The sequence below is a fragment of the Acinetobacter sp. WCHA29 genome (assembly GCF_002165335.1).
Classification (GTDB): domain Bacteria; phylum Pseudomonadota; class Gammaproteobacteria; order Pseudomonadales; family Moraxellaceae; genus Acinetobacter.
Map to the genome: position 1 here is coordinate 193,826 of NZ_NHRQ01000002.1, position 18,907 is coordinate 212,732.

Annotated in this window: 18 protein-coding genes and 1 pseudogene; 9 read left to right on the forward strand and 10 right to left on the reverse strand. The window is 38.9% G+C overall.

Features of this window, described 5'->3' with window-relative positions; genetic code table 11:
* Nucleotides 1-17: 17 nt before the first annotated feature.
* From sucC to CDG59_RS02385, 4 genes are all read left to right on the forward strand, one after another.
* Complete coding sequence (gene sucC / locus CDG59_RS02370; protein ID WP_004664440.1) at nt 18-1,184, forward strand: ADP-forming succinate--CoA ligase subunit beta; 1,167 nt, start codon at nt 18-20, stop codon at nt 1,182-1,184.
* Nucleotides 1,185-1,196: 12 nt separating this feature from the next.
* Complete coding sequence (gene sucD, locus CDG59_RS02375) at nt 1,197-2,087, forward strand: succinate--CoA ligase subunit alpha (protein ID WP_004664438.1); 891 nt, start codon at nt 1,197-1,199, stop codon at nt 2,085-2,087.
* Between the two features lie 255 nt (nt 2,088-2,342).
* Nucleotides 2,343-2,993, forward strand: a complete 651-nt coding sequence (locus CDG59_RS02380) for an esterase/lipase family protein (protein WP_087543333.1) — start codon at nt 2,343-2,345, stop codon at nt 2,991-2,993.
* A 255-nt stretch (nt 2,994-3,248) separates the two neighbouring features.
* Nucleotides 3,249-3,488, forward strand: a complete 240-nt coding sequence (locus CDG59_RS02385; protein WP_087543335.1) for a hypothetical protein — start codon at nt 3,249-3,251, stop codon at nt 3,486-3,488.
* Nucleotides 3,489-3,567: 79 nt separating this feature from the next.
* Here CDG59_RS02385 and CDG59_RS02390 read toward each other — a convergent pair whose 3' ends face one another.
* From CDG59_RS02390 to trpS, 3 genes are all read right to left on the reverse strand, one after another.
* Complete coding sequence (locus CDG59_RS02390) at nt 3,568-5,274, reverse strand: flotillin family protein (protein ID WP_087543337.1); 1,707 nt, start codon at nt 5,272-5,274, stop codon at nt 3,568-3,570.
* 30 nt (nt 5,275-5,304) lie between these two features.
* Nucleotides 5,305-5,949: a YqiJ family protein gene (locus CDG59_RS02395; protein ID WP_087543338.1), complete on the reverse strand. Its 645-nt coding sequence runs from the start codon at nt 5,947-5,949 to the stop codon at nt 5,305-5,307.
* 424 nt (nt 5,950-6,373) lie between these two features.
* Nucleotides 6,374-7,387 (reverse strand): tryptophan--tRNA ligase, encoded by a 1,014-nt coding sequence (gene trpS, locus CDG59_RS02400; RefSeq protein ID WP_087543340.1) that lies wholly within the window; start codon nt 7,385-7,387, stop codon nt 6,374-6,376.
* Nucleotides 7,388-7,552: 165 nt separating this feature from the next.
* Between trpS and CDG59_RS02405 the strand changes: the two genes are divergently transcribed.
* The 3 genes and pseudogenes from CDG59_RS02405 to CDG59_RS14985 form a co-directional block, all read left to right on the forward strand.
* A complete protein-coding gene (locus tag CDG59_RS02405) occupies nt 7,553-8,476 on the forward strand; it encodes a DUF808 domain-containing protein (protein ID WP_087543341.1) in 924 nt (307 codons plus the stop codon).
* 42 nt (nt 8,477-8,518) lie between these two features.
* Nucleotides 8,519-9,412: a neutral zinc metallopeptidase gene (locus CDG59_RS02410; protein WP_087543343.1), complete on the forward strand. Its 894-nt coding sequence runs from the start codon at nt 8,519-8,521 to the stop codon at nt 9,410-9,412.
* 18 nt (nt 9,413-9,430) lie between these two features.
* Nucleotides 9,431-9,560, forward strand: a pseudogene (locus CDG59_RS14985) (IS5/IS1182 family transposase); the annotation flags it as partial.
* A gap of 275 nt (nt 9,561-9,835) precedes the next feature.
* Here CDG59_RS14985 and CDG59_RS02415 read toward each other — a convergent pair.
* The 5 genes from CDG59_RS02415 to carA all read right to left on the reverse strand — a co-directional run bounded on the left by CDG59_RS02415 (nt 9,836) and on the right by carA (nt 16,127).
* Nucleotides 9,836-10,273: a universal stress protein gene (locus CDG59_RS02415; RefSeq protein ID WP_046738777.1), complete on the reverse strand. Its 438-nt coding sequence runs from the start codon at nt 10,271-10,273 to the stop codon at nt 9,836-9,838.
* Between the two features lie 209 nt (nt 10,274-10,482).
* On the reverse strand, nt 10,483-11,109 hold the full coding sequence (locus CDG59_RS02420) for a CatB-related O-acetyltransferase (RefSeq protein ID WP_087543344.1): 627 nt from the start codon (nt 11,107-11,109) through the stop codon (nt 10,483-10,485).
* Between the two features lie 63 nt (nt 11,110-11,172).
* Nucleotides 11,173-11,649, reverse strand: a complete 477-nt coding sequence (gene greA, locus CDG59_RS02425) for a transcription elongation factor GreA (protein ID WP_004660795.1) — start codon at nt 11,647-11,649, stop codon at nt 11,173-11,175.
* Nucleotides 11,650-11,739: 90 nt separating this feature from the next.
* The gene (carB, locus tag CDG59_RS02430; protein ID WP_087543346.1) at nt 11,740-14,973 is read right to left on the reverse strand and encodes a carbamoyl-phosphate synthase large subunit; all 3,234 of its coding nucleotides are present in this window, start codon (nt 14,971-14,973) and stop codon (nt 11,740-11,742) included.
* 14 nt (nt 14,974-14,987) lie between these two features.
* Nucleotides 14,988-16,127, reverse strand: a complete 1,140-nt coding sequence (carA, locus tag CDG59_RS02435; protein WP_005161719.1) for a glutamine-hydrolyzing carbamoyl-phosphate synthase small subunit — start codon at nt 16,125-16,127, stop codon at nt 14,988-14,990.
* A gap of 360 nt (nt 16,128-16,487) precedes the next feature.
* Here carA and CDG59_RS02440 point away from each other — a divergent pair, with 360 nt between their 5' ends.
* Nucleotides 16,488-17,096, forward strand: a complete 609-nt coding sequence (locus tag CDG59_RS02440; protein ID WP_005161718.1) for a hypothetical protein — start codon at nt 16,488-16,490, stop codon at nt 17,094-17,096.
* 48 nt (nt 17,097-17,144) lie between these two features.
* Here the strand turns inward: CDG59_RS02440 and CDG59_RS02445 are convergent, their stop codons facing one another.
* Nucleotides 17,145-17,681: a DOMON-like domain-containing protein gene (locus CDG59_RS02445; protein ID WP_087536935.1), complete on the reverse strand. Its 537-nt coding sequence runs from the start codon at nt 17,679-17,681 to the stop codon at nt 17,145-17,147.
* A 5-nt stretch (nt 17,682-17,686) separates the two neighbouring features.
* Complete coding sequence (gene yhbY, locus CDG59_RS02450) at nt 17,687-18,013, reverse strand: ribosome assembly RNA-binding protein YhbY (protein WP_087543348.1); 327 nt, start codon at nt 18,011-18,013, stop codon at nt 17,687-17,689.
* 228 nt (nt 18,014-18,241) lie between these two features.
* Between yhbY and rlmE the strand changes: the two genes are divergently transcribed.
* On the forward strand, nt 18,242-18,892 hold the full coding sequence (gene rlmE / locus CDG59_RS02455; protein WP_087543350.1) for a 23S rRNA (uridine(2552)-2'-O)-methyltransferase RlmE: 651 nt from the start codon (nt 18,242-18,244) through the stop codon (nt 18,890-18,892).
* Nucleotides 18,893-18,907: the final 15 nt, after the last annotated feature.

Here is an 18,907-nt window from a genome sequence, read left to right on the forward strand (position 1 = left end):
ACATAGTAGGTAACTGAATGAACTTACATGAATATCAAGCTAAAGCATTATTGAAAAAATATGGTATGCCAGTACAGGAAGGTATCTTGGCAACAAATGCAGATGAAGCCGTTGCTGCGTTTGAACAGCTTGGTGGTAAATTTGCTGTAATGAAAGCACAAGTTCATGCTGGTGGTCGTGGTAAGGCTGGCGGTGTAAAAGTTGCGAAATCAAAAGAAGATGTTATCGAATTTGCAAACAATATTATTGGTACGCGTCTTGTAACCTATCAAACAGATGCAAATGGCCAACCAGTAAATAGTATTATTGTTGCTGAAGATGTATATCCAGTTGAGCGTGAGCTTTATTTGGGTGCGGTTGTCGACCGTTCTAGCCGTCGTATTACTTTCATGGCTTCTACCGAAGGTGGTGTAGAAATCGAGAAAGTTGCAGAAGAAACACCTGAAAAAATTATTAAAGTTGAAGTCGATCCACTTGTTGGCTTACAACCATTCCAAGCACGTGAAGTTGCATTTAAATTAGCATTAAAAGATAAACAAGTTGGTCAATTTGTTAAAATCATGACAGCTGCATATCAAGCATTTGTAGAAAATGATTTTGCTTTATTTGAAATTAACCCACTTTCAGTACGTGAAAATGGTGAAATTTTGTGTGTTGATGCAAAAGTAGGCATTGACTCAAATGCGTTATACCGTTTACCAGAAGTTGCTGCTTTACGTGATAAATCTCAAGAGAATGAGCGTGAATTAAAAGCATCTGAATTTGATCTTAACTATGTTGCTCTAGAAGGTAATATCGGTTGTATGGTGAATGGTGCTGGTCTTGCAATGGCAACGATGGACATCATCAAACTTTATGGTGGTCAACCTGCAAACTTCCTTGACGTTGGTGGCGGTGCAACCAAAGAGCGCGTAATCGAAGCGTTCAAAATCATCCTTGCTGATACGTCTGTTCAAGGTGTTTTAATCAATATCTTTGGTGGTATCGTACGTTGTGACATGATTGCTGAAGCAATTATTGCAGCGGTTCAAGAAGTAAATGTCACTGTACCCGTTGTTGTTCGTTTAGAAGGTAACAATGCTGAGTTAGGTGCTAAATTACTTGATGAATCTGGTTTGAAATTAATTTCTGCGAATGGTTTATCTGATGCCGCAGAAAAAGTTGTAGCTGCAGTGAAAGCGTAAGGAGTATCAATCATGAGCGTATTAATTAATAAAGACACTAAAGTATTGGTACAAGGTTTTACTGGTAAAAACGGTACTTTCCACTCTGCGCAAGCTTTAGACTACGGCACAAAAGTTGTTGGTGGTGTTACTCCGGGTAAGGGTGGTACAACTCATCTTGAACTGCCTGTATTCAACACGATGAAAGAAGCGGTACGTGAAACAAATGCGGATGCATCTGTAATATATGTACCAGCACCATTCGTTTTAGACTCAATCGTTGAAGCGGTTGATTCAGGTGTTGGCTTAATTGTTGTGATCACTGAAGGTGTTCCAACAATCGACATGCTTAAAGCTAAACGCTACTTAGAGACTAATGGTAATGGTACTCGTTTAGTTGGTCCTAACTGCCCAGGCGTGATCACTCCGGGTGAATGTAAGATCGGTATTATGCCTGGTCACATCCACCAACCAGGCCGTATTGGTATTATCTCACGTTCAGGTACATTGACTTACGAAGCTGTTGCTCAAACAACTAAGCTTGGTTTAGGTCAGTCTACTTGTATCGGTATTGGTGGTGACCCAATCCCAGGTATGAACCAGATCGAAGCGCTTCAATTGTTCCAAGACGATCCAGATACGGATGCAATCATCATGATCGGTGAGATCGGTGGTACAGCGGAAGAAGAAGCTGCTGAATTCATCAAATCTAACGTGACTAAGCCTGTTGTAGGTTACATCGCTGGTGTAACTGCGCCTAAAGGTAAGCGTATGGGTCATGCTGGTGCGATCATTTCTGGCGGTCAAGGTACTGCTGAAGAGAAATTTGCTGCATTTGAACGTGCAGGAATGGCTTACACTCGTAGCCCAGCTGAGCTTGGTTCAACTATGTTGCAAGTGTTAAAAGAGAAAGGTTTAGCGTAATACGTTAGATTTTAATCTTTTAAAAAACCCCAATGGAAACGTTGGGGTTTTTTTATTGAGGGAATATAATCTACCAAATTTACATTTAATTTGTGAAAGAATACCCACGATAAAATACTTGACATGGTTATTTTGTATTCGTACTTTATAAGATAAGTTTCAATGCTAGCAATAAATTAATGGAAGTTATATATCTAATTTTTGGAAATTTATATGGCAATTTGCCGTATAACGTTAGTTAGGTCTTAAAGCGCTATGCAAGCATTATTCGTACATGGAATGGGGCGCTCGCCTTTATCTGGTTGGCCAATGCTTCGCCACATTAAAAAGGCTGGCATTATAACTAGGTGCTTCGGCTATTCTGTAAGCTTACAATCGTTTTCTGAAATTCAAGTTCGCTTGACTAGATGGATTGAAGAAATCGCAGCAAAGGGAGATTATGTGCTGATAGGTCATTCCCTTGGGGGAGTGCTAATCCGCTCTGCTTTAAGTTTGCTCCCAGCAGGAACAAACCAGCCCAAACACATCTTTCTGCTTGGTTCTCCAATCCAAGCCTCACAACTTGCTCAGCGTTTCAACAGGAACTTCCTGTTTCGCTCAGTCACACGTGACTGTGGTCATCTGCTTAGTTCGATAGAGCGAATGGCAGCTATACCGTGTACTGAACATTCAACCACAGGCATTGCTGGTATTAAAGGACTTTCAGGAAAACTGAGCCCATTCAGAACAGAATTTAACGATGGAATTGTCTCGTTATCTGAGGTAAGTGCCGATTGGCTTACAGATCAAGTCAAGTTACCTATTATCCATAGCCTACTTCCATCTAGTAAACAAGTTGCACAAATCATCATTCAACGCATTAATTGCAAAGATACCCATGCTTGGTTTTCAAATCAAATTCCTTAATCTACGAGTCTGAAATCTTATGTATCACAACAACGACTAATTATTTTGCTTCATTCAACTATTTTGGATTGCAGTGAAGACTTTTGTGCACTCTTTGATTGTATTGAACTAGCATTTGATAATGAAATTATTGATAAACGTGTTTTTATGACTGCTTTGTTGGCTGGGATTGAGTCAACTTCTTAATTCAATTTGTTTCATTACATAGATAAACAGTAGTAGAACGATGAGTTAATTAGTCTAAGGCTAAGATAAATGATTAAAGAAAAATTAATTTATAGTATTAAGCAGTTTATAGATAAAAAAGATATATCTATTAAGAATGCACAAAGAATAGAAGTTTTTCTTGATGATTTAAAGTCTGAGGAAGAGTTGATAAATAATATGGTTCTAATTTTAGCTTCATATGTGTGTGGAGGCGGAGAGTACATGTATGATGAAGATGAGGTAATTGTAGAATTGAAGAAAATCTTAATTTTTTTAAATGATGCTTAAACTCCACTAGTTATCTATTTATATTTTTTAGATGAAAAAAAGAGCCTTATTACTAAGACTCTTTATAGATCAACAATGTTTATTCAGCTTTGGGTTTTAACCCTTGAGTCAAACCATTGATGTCACCACCTTGTAAGCCAAGTTCATTCATTAAACTATCAATGAGCGGTGCTTGTGAACGATAGCGTAGGGCACTATTCACTACTTGATCAGATAAAGACGTTTGACCATTTTCAACTGTTTCACCTGATACAGAACCACCTGCGAAATTACTTAAACCATTCACTTGTAAAATCTTGATGTCATCAATGTTTTCCATTGGTTTAACACTTTCACGAATGATCTCTGGTAAATGCTTTAACAATGCCAGACGAACTTGCATTTCCACTTGCTCAGCAGAAAGAGTATTGGCGGCTTCATTCACTGCACGAGCACCTTCTGCATCAACCTGATATTGTTTCTCTAAAGCTTGGGCAAGCAATATTTTAGCATCGGCTTCACCTTTCGCTTTTAAGCGAATTTTTTCAGCATCTGCTTCAGCAGCAATACGCACAGCTTCCGCTTCATCAGCAGCGGCTTTTTTACCTGCATCTGCTGCGACAGTGATAGCAATTGCTTCTTTTTCAGCAGTCTGTTTGGCTGCAACTAGTTCAACCGCTTTTTGACGTTCAGCACGTTGTGTTTCACGTACCGTTACAACTTCTTCTTCAGCTTTTACGGCTTCGGCACGGGCTTTATCTGCTTGGGCTTTGGCTTCTGATTCAGCGCGAGATTTTTCAGCAATGGCAATGGCACGATCCTGTTCAGCCAATTCAATGGTTTTCTTTTGCTCAACTTGCGCTTTTTGAATCAATTGTGCTTTTTGAATATTTTCATTTTCTACATCACGAGCCGAAGCAATACGTTTGATTTCAACTTCACGTTCAGCAGCAATACGGGCTTCTTCTGCTTCACGCTTTTTAGCCGCTTCCTGAGCAGCAATTTCAGCACTTTGTTCGGCCTTGCGAATTGAAATTTCACGTTCCTGCTGTAGTTTGGCATATTCCTCTTCACGAGAAATTTGTAGTCTTGCCTGTTCAGCTTGCAGATTTTTCGCACGAATCGCCAGATCAGCATCCTGCTCAATGTCGTTACGCTTTTTACGACGATCTTCGATGGTTTCAGTTAGTTTGGTTAAACCTTCTGCATCAAAGGCGTTTTGTGGATTAAAGAATTTAAAACTGGTCTGGTCTAAACCAGTCAATGACACTGTTTCAAGTTCTAAACCATTTTTAGATAAATCTTCAGAAACGACTTGCTGAACCTTTTGTACAAAGTCCACACGTTTTTCATGCAGTTCTTCCATTGCCATCTCAGCAGCAACAGCACGTAAAGAGTCAACAAATTTGCCTTCAACCAAGTCTTTCAATTCTTGAGGTGACATGGTTTTTCGACCTAATGTTTGGGCTGCCGTTGCAATTGATTCACCAGTAGGTTTGACCCGAACATAGAATTCAGCCATGACATCGACACGCATACGATCACGAGTGATCAGTGCTTGATCTGCTGCCCGTTTAACTTCGAGGCGCAGCGTATTCATATTCACAGGAATAATTTCATGTAAAACAGGGAGGACAATTGCTCCTCCGTTCAAAATAACTTTTTCACCTCCAAAACCTGTTCGTACAAAGGACACTTCTTTGCTGGAACGGGTATATAGGCGAGCAATCACGACGCCGATAAAAATGAGTGCTGCAAAAATAATACCGGTGATGATTAAAATTTCAGTCAATGCTGAACTCAACATTTAAAATCCCTCATTAAATTAATATATAAATTAAGCAGTAATTGCTTGGAATCCAATTTTTGTTCTTTGGGTTAAAATCACATCTTGCCCTTGATAAAAAATAATATCTAACTCGGGTTCAACCAAGACATAATGGGTTTGACCGAATTGATCTTTTACCTTGGCTTGAGCAGGGGAGTTTTGTTTGGCTTGTCCTAAAATAATTTGTGCTGTACGACCAATCAGTTCATCACTATGAATGGCTGTGGTTTCATCTTTTGGAATAATTTTACTGATCAATGCTGCACTTGTTCTCACTAGTGGCATACATAAAAATAAACACATAGGAGCAATGATCCAAGCAGATAAATAATGCTCGGTTAAGTGGAAAAAAATATCCTGAATAATGAGACCTGTGAGTGAGTAGACCGTTAAAAAGATAATTAACCAAATGAGAAGAGGAACTTTTCCTAGATAAAGCCACTCTAAAAGCTGAGTAAAAATACCGTTAGTATGTTCAATAGAAATATCGGCATGATCAACATCAACTAGACTGTCTGGTAAAAATTGATCAATGAAACTACTACTACCGCCAAATAATAATAAAATTAATTCTAGAGCACCTATAAATAGGCATAGCATTAATGAAATACTAAAAACAATGTTTGATGGATGTGTTAATAAATCCCATATCATTTGTATTACTCTTATTTCTTTTAGAGATAATGAATAAAATTTTTATAAAAATAAATCATTTATAAGATTAAATGTAACTTGATTTAATTTCAACCCAAATCATTAATATTATTAAAAACAAAAAAAACGCAATGATTGGGGTAGTCATTGCGTGAACAACGAATCTGCAGAAACAGTTTCGGTTGAAAGGAGAAATGTCATGAGATTAGTGTTTACTGATCTACTTGGCTATAGTACAAAAAAACCTGACAGAGTTCATAGGTATTCATGTAAACTAGTGTTAATGGATGTTAAGGGATGTTAATAGGTGACAAAAATTGTTAGTTTTAGATAGGTGTTAAAAGTTCTTAAATTGAACTCAAATCAAATGGTTAAATAAAAAAAGCCTAAATACTAGGCTTTTTTGCGATAAAAGTAACGTAAATTAGAATTTAAACAAACCTAATCCGCTTTTCACTTCATCTAATGTTTGCTGAGTAATGTCACGGCATTTATGTGTACCATGTTTTAAAATGTCCATAATATAATCAGGATCTTTTTCAAGTTCAGCTCTGCGTTCACGAATCGGCAGGATCAATTCTTTGAGTACACCTTCTAGGCGTTTTTTCACCGTACCATCACCTAAACCACCACGACGATAATGCGCTTTTAGTTCTTCGATTTCTTCTTTATTTGGATCAAACGCATCAAGGTAAGTAAATACAATATTACCTTCGACTTGACCTGGATCCTCAATTCTTAAGTGATTTGGATCGGTATACATTGCGTTGACTGCTTTTTTAATGTCTTTGTCAGAAGCATTCAGCACAATAGTATTGCCTAAAGATTTAGACATTTTTGCTTTACCATCAAAACCAGGTAAGCGTCCCATATTCGATAATAATGCTTTACACTCAGGTAATAAGTCATGACCAATTTGGCGGTTAACGCGACGTACAACCTCATTGGTTTGTTCAATCATTGGGATTTGATCTTCGCCAACAGGTACTACAGTCGCTTTAAATGCGGTAATGTCTGCTGCTTGAGCCACTGGATAACATAAAAAGCCAGCAGGAATATCTCGTTCAAAACCACGCATTTGAATTTCTGACTTAATGGTTGGATTGCGTTCTAAACGAGCAACCGTCACAAAATTCAGATAGAGCATGGTCAGTTCATTGAGAGCAGGCAAGCATGATTGGACACAGATCGTTGTTTTGGTTGGATCAATACCAACAGCCAAATAATCTAATGCAACTTGAAGAATATTATTACGGACTTTATCTGGATTATCAGCATTATCAGTGAGTGCTTGAGCATCTGCTAATAAAAGGTGTTGATGATGACTGTCTTGTAAACCAACACGAGAGCGTAATGAGCCAACAAAGTGTCCAAGATGAAGTTGTCCAGTAGGGCGGTCGCCTGTCAAGATGATTGGACGTTGATCAGCATTACTCATGATATATTCCAAGATTCAGTAGTTTCATAAATATAAAGATTGATATTATTGTACGGGAAATAAAATTTTTTCGTCAGCGATTGCTTAAACTTTTTCTTAAAATAATGTTGTGAATTTATTGAGGAATTCTACAATAGCGAAATAAATACAAACTGGGAAATAAAAATGGCGAGTGGATTATTGTTATTACTCGATGATATTGCAACGATTTTAGATGATGTTGCGGTAATGAGTAAGATGGCTGCAAAAAAAACAGCAGGGGTGTTGGGTGATGATTTAGCCCTAAACGCGCAGCAAGTCAGTGGTGTACGTGCAGATCGAGAGTTGCCTGTGGTATGGGGAGTTGCTAAGGGTTCTTTCGTTAATAAACTTATCTTGGTTCCATTAGCATTACTGATTAGTGTAGTTGCACCTTGGTTAATCAATCCTTTATTAATGATTGGCGGCTTATTTCTATGCTATGAAGGAGTAGAAAAAGTTGTACACATGCTCCAGCATAAAAAAGCAAAAACAGCTGAGGAGGCCAATGAAAGCTTGGAACAGATCGAAATAGATTTAGACAAGTTTGAAAAAGAAAAAGTAAAAGGTGCGATTCGTACTGATTTTATTTTATCTGCTGAAATTGTGGTGATTTCGTTAGGTACAGTTGCAACAGCAGCATTTATGACTAAAGTGACTGTATTGAGTGTGATTGCAATCGTAATGACCGTAGGTGTTTATGGTTTTGTTGCAATGATTGTGAAAATTGATGATTTAGGCTTATATTTAACACAGCAAGCATCTGCGTTAAAAAATAAAATAGGTCGTGGTCTACTCGCATTTGCTCCTATTCTAATGAAAACATTATCTATTGTTGGAACGGTTGCAATGTTTTTGGTAGGTGGTGGAATTATTTCGCATACAGTTCCTTTATTACATCATTTTACTGAAGAAACCGTAGACCATTTAGAGTTGATTCCAAGTTTTGGTTCAATTATTGGTGCCTTAACACCAACATTGATTAATTTAGGAATCGGCTTTATTGCAGGTGCGATTGTATTAATGGTTGTTATACTTATTCAAAAATTTTGGTCAAAAGCATCTGCATAAATAAAATGCTCAATCACCATCATTATCATATGTGAGGTTAATATGCGTTGGAAAGGTCGTCGTGTCAGTACCAATGTTGAAGATCGTCGTGGTGGTGGCAGAGCAAAAGCAGGTGGTATCAGTATTATAGGTTTGATCGTTGCATTTGTTGCGTGGAAGTTTTTTGGAGTAGATCCACAACAAGCCTATCAAGCAACTCAAGCGGTTACCAGTGCTCAGTCTTCACAACAGGGTGTTGCGCCACAAAATTTAACTGCTGAACAGAAAGAGGCAAGTGATTTTGTTGGAACTATTCTTGCAGATACAGAAGATACTTGGACGCCGATTTTTCAAAAACTTGGCATGACTTACACGCCACCACGCTTAGTTTTGTTTAGCGGTGTCGATAAATCAGCTTGTGGTAGGGCACAAGCAGCGATGGGGCCGTTTTATTGTCCTGCTGATCAAAAAGTTTATATCGATACTGCTTTCTTTAAAGATATGCGCCAGCAAATGGGTATTTCTGGTGAGCAGAATCAGACAGAACTTTCCCGTCAAGATCAAGCAGGGGATTTTGCACAGGCTTATGTTATTGCGCATGAAGTCGGGCATCATATTCAAAATCTATTGGGCATCTCTGGTCAAGTACAGCAAGCACGTGCACAAGCTAGCCAAACACAAGGAAATCAGCTTTCTGTCCGTTTAGAATTACAGGCGGATTGTTTTGCTGGTATCTGGGCGCATCAGAATCAACAACGCACTCAATTTTTAGAACAGGGTGATATTGAAGAAGCAATGGATGCTGCCGAGAAAATTGGCGATGATTATTTGCAACGTAGAGCTACAGGTCAGGTTGTTCCCGATAGTTTCACACATGGCAGTAGTGAACAACGAATGCACTGGTTTCAGCAAGGTCTGAAATCTGGAGATATCAATCAATGTGATACTTTTAAGTAAAAACGATGAATATTTGTTCTTAAATTATTAGGCGATAAACTCTGCTCAAGGAACTTTGATAGCCAAGTGAATGAGATTCATGCACGCGTAGCAGTCCTCAACAGATTTGCGGAATTAGGTCGACCTACTTACCCAAGTTACGCCTTAAATTTAGCTCAATTAGGGGGCTTTGCATTTCAAATCTGTGTGCAAAAAAGCCCTTAAGTACTAAAGATACCAATGGTGTACTGAATGATCTTAATAAAGAAAACATTCAAGCAAATACACAGTCACTGACGATTGTTTCTACGACTGAGTTACCAAAAGAAGTTTTACAAAAAGCAAAACCTATTGAATTAAAAACTCAATAATCAAAAAATAACCCTTATGAAACTTAAGGTTTCATAAGGGTTGCAATGTTTCTAAAACTAAAAATCAGAATATTTAACGTACGACCAAAACAGGGATATGGCTTTCACCTAATACTTTTTGAGCTACGCTGCCTAAGATAAATTTTTTGAAACCAGTCCGACCGTGTGATCCCATAATAATCAGATCAGCACCTAAGTTCTGTGCAGCACTGATAATTTCCCCATTTACAGAGAAGCCTTCCAACACTTGAGTTGCGACTGTCAGTCCTAAAGCTTCAAATTTTTTTTCCGCTTTCGTTAAATTTTCTTGTACATAGCTACGAACACGTTCAATCAATTCATTACTTTGACCGAGTCTAAGGTATGCATCTGCCAAATACGGGTCTAAGGTCATCACTTCAACAACAGTGATTTCACTATTTAGGGCTTTTGCAAGTTGAGCCGCTTGTTGAATGACATTATCGGAGATTTCAGAGTCATCAATTGCAACCAAGATTTTTTGATAAGACATAGTTATTACTCCTTATTATTACACTTTGAGTTGTTTCTAAATTTTTGTTTAAAATAAGATCTATGTTTTCATATTAAACTTATTAGTAGCATAATAAAACCTAGTAATTTTATAAGAATAATTAAATGTTAAAGCAGTTTTTAATTATTCAATCCATTGAAAAATAATCTTTTTTTTAAATATTAAGGTGAATATTAGATTTGGGAAGATTATAGACTTTGGTCTAAATATGAACATAACTCTACGAGTTGATCCGTCTGCAATTGTTCACGCATTTTTAAAATCTGCTTTTCTTCTAGGTTGTAGAGTTTAAGTGAAAGCAATTTTTCTATATCTGTTGAGGAAAAGCGGTATTTAATAACTTTTGCTGGAACACCAGCAACAATTGCATAGGGCGGTACATCTTGGGTGACCACAGCACCTGTTGCCACGATAGCACCTTCACCCAATTTTACTCCCTGCATAATCATGGCGCGGCTACCAATCCAGCAACCATCGGCAATAACAGTATCACCAGCAGGCAAGAAACTACGGGTGTCAAAAGGGAAGGTCGAAATCCAATCAGGACGGTGTAATTGATTGCCACCCATCATAATCACGCATTCAGCACCAAAACAGACAAAATTGCCAATATGCAGTTGATCAATTGGTTTCTCAGGTGTAGCAGGTTTGTCATGTAGATAACGTACCACACAACGTTCAAAGCCCTGATCCCAATAAGCAGAATAATAAGAATAATTACCTTTGATATGGATATTTGGATTTTTTACTGTTTTAGAAATAAATTCGAATTCACACCAATGTTTAACAGGAGAGTTGATCAAAGATGAGTTCATTGAATTTCCACCGAGTATCTTGAGAAGAAAAACCCCTCAAATAGAGGGGTCAGTGACTTGGAATTAAATATATTCCACGCTTACGATTTCGTATTCAACTTCACCTTGTGGTGTTTGAATTTTTGCTTCGTCGCCTTCGCTTTTACCTAAAAGACCACGGGCAATCGGTGAGTTCACTGAGATTTTATTGATTTTAAAATCTGCTTCATCATCACCTACGATTTTATAAGTTTTACGTTCTTCAGTGTCTAAGTTTTCGATGGTTACAGTAACACCAAACACAACACGACCGTTTTGTTCAAGTGTTTTGACATCAATCTCTTGAGCTGCACCCAGTTTGCCTTCGATATCCTGAATACGACCTTCACAAAAACCTTGCTGTTCACGTGCAGCGTGATATTCAGCATTTTCCTTTAAATCACCGTGCTCACGAGCTTCCGCGATCGCTTGGATAATACGTGGGCGATCCACTGTTTTTAGCTGTTGTAATTCTTTCTCTAAGGCAACCTTGCCTTCAGGAGTCATAGGATAACGTTGCATTTCAGTCCCTCTAAATTGGTTGGGAAAATACAGGATTAAAAAAAGAAAAAGCCCGCCACCGATAAGGTAGCGGGACTTATCGGTAAAGAATTAACCTACAGTTTGTAAATCTTGCAAGCGGTATACATCCATTGGCAATTTCACGGCAAATGCTTGGCAAACAGCTTCTGCACCATTAATTGTCGTAGTGTAATACACTTTGCCTTGTAGGGCAGCACGACGAATCATGGCAGAATCATATTGAGCTTGTTTGCCTTCAGTAGTGTTGACAATAAGATGAATCTCACCATTTTTCAAGCGGTCTACAATATGTGGACGACCTTCAGTGACTTTATTGACAGCTTCACACTCTAAACCAGCTTCTTTTAATACTTGGTAAGTACCATTTGTCGCAACGAGTTTGAAGCCATAAGCAATTAACTGTTTCGCAATATTAGCGATGTATTTCTTATCTGATTCACGAACCGATAAGAACGCATGCTTCACTTCGCCCTCAGTTGGTAAGCCCGGTAAACGTTCATTTGAGCCGAGTACTGCTTTATAGAATGCTTCACCGAATGTTTGACCAACGCCCATGACTTCACCTGTAGATTTCATCTCAGGTCCAAGCATTGGATCAACACCTTGGAATTTAGCGAATGGGAATACAGCTTCTTTTACTGCAAAGTGAGTCGGGATGATCTCTTTTGTGAATCCTTGAGATTCTAAAGATTGACCAGCCATACAACGTGCAGCCACTTTCGCTAAAGATTCACCAATACATTTAGAAACGAAAGGAACAGTACGTGATGCACGTGGGTTCACTTCGAGGATATAAATGTCATTGCCTTTCACTGCAAACTGAACGTTCATTAAGCCGATTACGCCAAGTTCTTTTGCCATTGCAACAGTTTGACGACGCATTTCATCCTGAACTTCTTGTGAAAGAGAGTAAGGAGGAATTGAACATGCTGAGTCACCTGAGTGAATCCCTGCTTGTTCAATGTGTTGCATGATACCGCCGATTACAACGTCTTTACCGTCAGATACGCAGTCCACATCAACTTCAGTTGCATCATCAAGGAAACGGTCGAGCAGGACAGGGGCTTCATTTGAAGCTTGAACTGCTTCACGAAGGTAGCGTTTTAGCTCATCTTCGTTATAGACGATTTCCATTGCGCGACCACCCAATACATAAGATGGGCGAACAACCAATGGATAACCGACTTTAGCCGCTTCTGAAATACCTTCTTCAGCAGATTTTACAATGCTGTTGTTCGGTTGACGAAGTTGCAAACGTTGAATCATTTGTTGGAAACGTTCACGGTCTTCTGCACGGTCAATTGCATCAGGAGATGTACCGATAATTGGTGTACCTGCTTCTTCTAAAGCACGTGCCAATTTTAATGGTGTTTGACCACCGTACTGTACGATTACGCCTTTAGGCTTCTCAGTACGTACGATTTCAAGTACATCTTCAAGTGTTACAGGTTCGAAGTACAAACGATCTGAGGTGTCATAATCTGTTGAAACTGTTTCAGGGTTACAGTTGACCATGATTGTTTCATAACCGTCTTCGCGCATTGCAAGCGCAGCGTGTACACAACAGTAGTCAAACTCGATCCCTTGACCAATACGGTTTGGACCACCACCAATCACCATGATTTTGTCACGGTTCGATGGATTTGCTTCACATTCTTCGTCGTAAGTTGAGTACATGTAAGCTGTGCCTGATTCGAACTCAGCAGCACAAGTATCAACACGTTTATAAACTGGATAGACACCCAAGTTCCAACGTTGTTTACGGAATTGTTTTTGTGAAATACCCATCAAGTCAGCAATACGTAGGTCAGATAAACCTTTACGCTTGAACGAACGGATATTGTCAGCATTTAAATCGCCAAAGCCTAAAGTTTTTACTTGAGCTTCAGTTTTAACGATGTCTTCAATTTGGATCAAGAACCAACGATCGATCTTGGTTGCTTCAAACACGTCATCTAATGAGAAACCATGACGGAATGCGTCAGCTACATACCAAATACGATCTGGACCTGGAACTTTAAGCTCTTTTAAGATGATGTCTTTGGCATTAGCCGTACCAACTTCGATTTTTTCATCAAAGCCGCTGACACCTACTTCAAGACCACGAAGCGCTTTTTGAACAGATTCTTGGAAGTTACGACCAATTGCCATCACTTCGCCCACAGATTTCATCTGAGTCGTCAATACAGGCTCAGCTTGCGGGAATTTTTCGAAGTTGAAGCGAGGAATCTTGGTTACAACATAGTCAATCGCTGGTTCAAAGCTTGCAGGCGTGATACCACCAGTGATGTCATTTTTCAATTCATCAAGGGTATAGCCAACCGCAAGTTTTGCTGCGATTTTCGCAATTGGGAAACCTGTTGCTTTAGAGGCAAGCGCAGATGAACGAGAAACACGAGGGTTCATCTCGATCACAACCATACGACCATCTTTCGGGTTAATACCGAACTGAACGTTTGAACCACCTGTTTCAACGCCGATTTCACGAAGAACAGCAACCGATGCATTACGCATGATTTGATATTCTTTATCTGTCAATGTTTGCGCAGGGGCAACAGTGATTGAGTCACCTGTGTGTACGCCCATTGGGTCAAAGTTTTCAATCGCACATACGATAATACAGTTGTCGTTTTTGTCACGAACAACTTCCATTTCGTACTCTTTCCAGCCAATCAGTGATTCATCAATCAATAATTGTTTGGTTGGAGAAAGATCGAAACCACGTTCACAGATTTCAATAAATTCTTCTTTATTGTACGCAATACCGCCACCAGAACCACCCATCGTGAATGACGGACGAATGATCACTGGGAAGCCGAAACGTGCTTGAATTTCCAATGCATGTTCCATGCTTTCAGCAACATCAGCACGAGGACACTCTAAGCCGATTTTACGCATGGCGATGTCAAACAGTTTACGATCTTCTGCTTTTTCAATCGCTTCTTTTGATGCACCAATCAACTCAACATTGTATTTCTCTAAAACACCGTTGGCATCTAATGCAAGTGCACAGTTCAATGCAGTTTGACCGCCCATCGTTGGGAGGACTGCATCTGGGCGTTCTTTTTCAATGATTTGAGCAACAGTCTGCCAAGTGATTGGCTCGATATAAGTGGCATCCGCCATTGAAGGGTCAGTCATAATGGTTGCTGGGTTAGAGTTCACCAAAATAACACGATAGCCTTCTTCACGAAGTGCTTTACATGCTTGCGCACCTGAGTAGTCAAACTCACATGCTTGACCGATCACAATTGGACCTGCACCAATAATTAAGATGCTTTTAATATCCGTACGTTTAGGCATTATTCGCTCCTTAATTACTTCTTAGATGCTTCAATAAGTTCGATGAAATGATCGAACAATGGAGCACAGTCATGTGGACCAGGGCTTGCTTCAGGGTGACCTTGGAAGCTGAATGCTGGTTTGTCAGTGCGATGAATACCTTGGTTTGTACCATCAAACAGAGAGCGATGTGTCACTTTTAAGTTTGCAGGTAAAGTACTCTCATCGACAGCAAAGCCGTGGTTTTGAGAAGTAATCATCACTGTACCATTCTCAAGATTTTGTACAGGATGGTTTGCACCGTGATGACCATGATTCATTTTCATGGTCTTCGCGCCAGAAGCAAGTGCTAAAATTTGGTGACCTAAACAAATACCAAATACAGGTAAAGTCGTAGTTTCAACAATCGTTTTTACTGCTTCAATCGCATAGTCACATGCTGCTGGATCACCAGGACCATTTGACAAGAACACGCCATCTGGATTTAAAGCGAGAACTTTCTCAGCAGGGGTCTGTGCAGGCACAACAGTGAGTTTACAACCACGGTCTGCAAGCATACGTAAGATGTTGGTTTTGACACCATAATCGTATGCAACAACATGAAATTTAAATTCTGGTTGGCTAAAACCTTGACCTAAAGTCCAAGAACCTTCAGTCCATTCAAAGCCTTCAGGATCACAGCATTCTTTTGCAAGGTCTAAACCATTTAAACCACCGAATGCACGTGCTTTTGCAATTGCTTCTTCTTCAGTGATATTTTCACCAGCAAGGATGCAACCATTTTGCGCACCTTTGTCACGTAAAATACGTGTCAATTTACGCGTATCAATATCAGCGATTGCAACAACATTATGTTGTTCCAAGTATTCACTGAGTGATTGTTCTGCACGGAAATTACTATGTAATAAAGGAAGATCACGAATAATTAAACCGTTCGCCCATACTTTATGGATGCGACCAGATTCAACGTCTTCGCTATTACAGCCTGTATTTCCAATATGGGGATAAGTCAGCGTCACAATTTGTTGCGCATAACTTGGGTCAGTCAAAATTTCTTGGTAGCCAGTCATGGCTGTATTAAAAACGACTTCACCAGTCGTACTTCCCGATGCACCGATAGACGTTCCTTTAAAGATCGTTCCATCTGCGAGGGCTAAAATGGCGGGGGTGCTCAAACCAAAGCTCCTGAACTAAAACCACAAAAATAGGGCTGTAAAAAAGCGAGAAGACATAAAAAAAGGTAGGCTGTCTTTAAAAACATGCCCCTCCTTCCAGTCTGCTCGCTTGTAACTTAACAGCGCATTATACGCATGAGTAGTTCAAAAGTCTATCTGTTTTATTGGTTAAAGCGAGTAATTGTAATTTTTCTTTTATAAGTTTGGCTGTTGTTATGTCTATTGCCAAATCAATCATTCTTCTATCTATATCATGAGATATTATGCAAATTGTCTAACAATTTTTTCATAGTCTAAAAGTAAAGCGTTTTATCTTATATTTAGCCAAAAAATCAACTAACAATATAGAGGGGAAACACAATGGCTGATAATCAAACGACACCAGCAACTGAAGAAGTTAAAGAAGTTGTGGTTGAAAAAACAGCGAAGGCGAAAGAAGTTGTTGCAGAGAAAACCACTGAAGTTAAAGAAGCTGTTGCTGAAAAGACGGCAGAAGTGAAAGAGGTGGTTGCTGAGAAAACTGCAAAAGCGAAAGAAGTTGTAGCTGAAAAAACAGCGAAGGCGAAAGAAGTGATTGCTGAGACTCAGGAACAAGCGAAAGAAGTCATTGCTGAGACTCAAGAGCAAGTGAAAGAAGTATTAGCTGAAACTCAAGAAAAAATTGAGGCGGAAGCGAAAGAACTTAACCAAAATATCCAAAATCAGCTTGCACAAATTAAGCAAGATATTTTGCAGCGTATTGATGTTATTAAAACTCAACTGAATTCATCACAAGGCAATTTAGTTGAATTAACGAATGCATTAAAAACTGAGTTAAATGCTTTAATTGAAGATTTAACGAAGGTCAGCAAAGAGTTGAAAGATGATATTGGTCAAATTTCAGTGAAGCATAAAGATACTTTGGTTGGTAGCTTTAAGCGCACTAAAGAGCAAGCAGTAGAAGCTTGGAATAAAGTTCGCGCTAGCTAACATGTATTTAAATAAAAAAAGCGAGATCATTCTCGCTTTTTTTATTTTTTAGAATTGATGTAACCAATCGCGTTTATTATGAAAGTCAGCTTGTGGGCTACTATGTTGCATTGCAAAATAGTGATTACCTTGAGTGGTATTAAAAACCGCACTTAAACCTAAATATAAGTCAGACCATTTCAATTTATTCTGTTGCATAAATTTAGATAAATCTAGACTGACATTTAAACCATAATGTGTGCGTTGCAAATGGTTCAACTCAATGTCATATGCAGCAACGGGCGGCATATCCTCTGGGAAGCGATATTCTTCAAATTGATAGGCTTGCCAAGCTTGAGAGGGAGAAAGATTGATTTCACGATAAAAATCTTCATCTTTCACACCAATAAAAATCTCAAAACAAGTCTGCTCCCATAAAAAGTCTTGGCGAGGATGAGCCTTGACTTGATCTGGGTAAATCAGAAACTGATTGGGATCACGAACCCAAAAACCAACATTTAATGTCGCTGGTGTTTGTTGCTCAATTGCTCCAACGACAGTAATAGCATTAAAGCGATCGAAAGCAGAAAGTTCATAACTTGCCATTTTGATTACTTGTTACTTAAGTGAGCAAAACGAACTAAATTAGAAAGATGCTGGTTTTGTTTTGCTGCTTTTTTATAAAGCAAAACAATTTTACCAATTTTCTGTACAGATTCAGCACATGTTGCTTCAACAAGCGCATCAATTACTGCGGCACGTGCATCACGATCTTCACCTGCAATTTTCACTTTAATGAGTTCATGATCATTTAGTGCGCGATGAGTTTCTTCAATGACGTTTTCTGTAAGACCTTGGCCACCAATCATTACAACTGGATTAAGTGCATGACCAATTTGACGTAAACGCTTACGTTCATGGATAGATAAAGCCGCCATTAAAAATACCTGATTGGGAAAACGACCTAGTATAACTTGCATCCCGTTTCTAAGATAGATTTAGCAGACAGGCACTCGAAACAAATATGTGAAAATTAGGCAAATAGCCAATCATGACAATCGGAAAAAATCTGTAAAAGTTCGTGTGAATGAACTACAACCGTACTGTAATGAGAGTAATTTTAACGTACAATGACCAATCAGAAGTTTTTTGAAATTTAGTGAGTTATGGCGACACGCATTACCAATCAAAAATTGTCTAAAAGCAGTCGTGCATGGATGAGAGAGCACTTAGATGACCCTTTTGTAAAGAAAGCACAGAAGGAAGGTTATCGCGCACGTGCAGCATATAAATTACTTGAAATCCAAGAAAAATATAAAATGATCAAGCCGGGTATGACCGTTGTCGATCTTGGTGCAGCACCAGGCAGTTGGTCACAAATTGCAGGTAAATTAGTCGGCTCAAATGGTTTAGTGATTGCTTCAGATATTCTCGCAATGGACGCTCTTCCAGATGTGACTTTCTTACAAGGTGACTTCCGAGAAGAAGAAGTTTTCGAAAAATTGTTAAATATTTTAAATGGACGTCAAGTAGACGTTGTAATTTCAGATATGGCCCCCAATACATCAGGTAATAGGGCTGTCGATCAACCACGCCAGATTTACTTATGTGAGTTGGCATTGGATTTTGCTCAAAAAGTTTTAGGCCCAAATGGACAGTTTATTGTTAAGGTGTTCCAAGGCTCAGGATTTGATGAGTTCAGAAAACAAGTTGTTGATAGTTTTGATGTATTAAAAACAGCCAAACCTGCGGCATCTCGTGCTCGATCAAAAGAAGTTTTTTTGATTGGTCAAGGTCGTAAAAAGGCATTGCAATAAAAGTGTACTTGCCAA

Coding starts and splice junctions, on each gene's coding strand:
- rlmE (WP_087543350.1), top strand. CDS start 18,242: ATGGCGACACGCATTACCAATCAAAAATTGTCTAAAAGCAGTCGTGCA.
- carB (WP_087543346.1), bottom strand. CDS start 14,973: ATGCCTAAACGTACGGATATTAAAAGCATCTTAATTATTGGTGCAGGT.
- CDG59_RS02390 (WP_087543337.1), bottom strand. CDS start 5,274: ATGTTGAGTTCAGCATTGACTGAAATTTTAATCATCACCGGTATTATT.
- CDG59_RS02410 (WP_087543343.1), top strand. CDS start 8,519: ATGCGTTGGAAAGGTCGTCGTGTCAGTACCAATGTTGAAGATCGTCGT.
- CDG59_RS02415 (WP_046738777.1), bottom strand. CDS start 10,273: ATGTCTTATCAAAAAATCTTGGTTGCAATTGATGACTCTGAAATCTCC.
- greA (WP_004660795.1), bottom strand. CDS start 11,649: ATGCAACGTTATCCTATGACTCCTGAAGGCAAGGTTGCCTTAGAGAAA.
- sucD (WP_004664438.1), top strand. CDS start 1,197: ATGAGCGTATTAATTAATAAAGACACTAAAGTATTGGTACAAGGTTTT.
- CDG59_RS02405 (WP_087543341.1), top strand. CDS start 7,553: ATGGCGAGTGGATTATTGTTATTACTCGATGATATTGCAACGATTTTA.
- CDG59_RS02385 (WP_087543335.1), top strand. CDS start 3,249: ATGATTAAAGAAAAATTAATTTATAGTATTAAGCAGTTTATAGATAAA.
- CDG59_RS02440 (WP_005161718.1), top strand. CDS start 16,488: ATGGCTGATAATCAAACGACACCAGCAACTGAAGAAGTTAAAGAAGTT.
- CDG59_RS02445 (WP_087536935.1), bottom strand. CDS start 17,681: ATGGCAAGTTATGAACTTTCTGCTTTCGATCGCTTTAATGCTATTACT.
- trpS (WP_087543340.1), bottom strand. CDS start 7,387: ATGAGTAATGCTGATCAACGTCCAATCATCTTGACAGGCGACCGCCCT.
- CDG59_RS02380 (WP_087543333.1), top strand. CDS start 2,343: ATGCAAGCATTATTCGTACATGGAATGGGGCGCTCGCCTTTATCTGGT.
- CDG59_RS02420 (WP_087543344.1), bottom strand. CDS start 11,109: ATGAACTCATCTTTGATCAACTCTCCTGTTAAACATTGGTGTGAATTC.
- yhbY (WP_087543348.1), bottom strand. CDS start 18,013: ATGGCGGCTTTATCTATCCATGAACGTAAGCGTTTACGTCAAATTGGT.
- sucC (WP_004664440.1), top strand. CDS start 18: ATGAACTTACATGAATATCAAGCTAAAGCATTATTGAAAAAATATGGT.
- CDG59_RS02395 (WP_087543338.1), bottom strand. CDS start 5,949: ATGATATGGGATTTATTAACACATCCATCAAACATTGTTTTTAGTATT.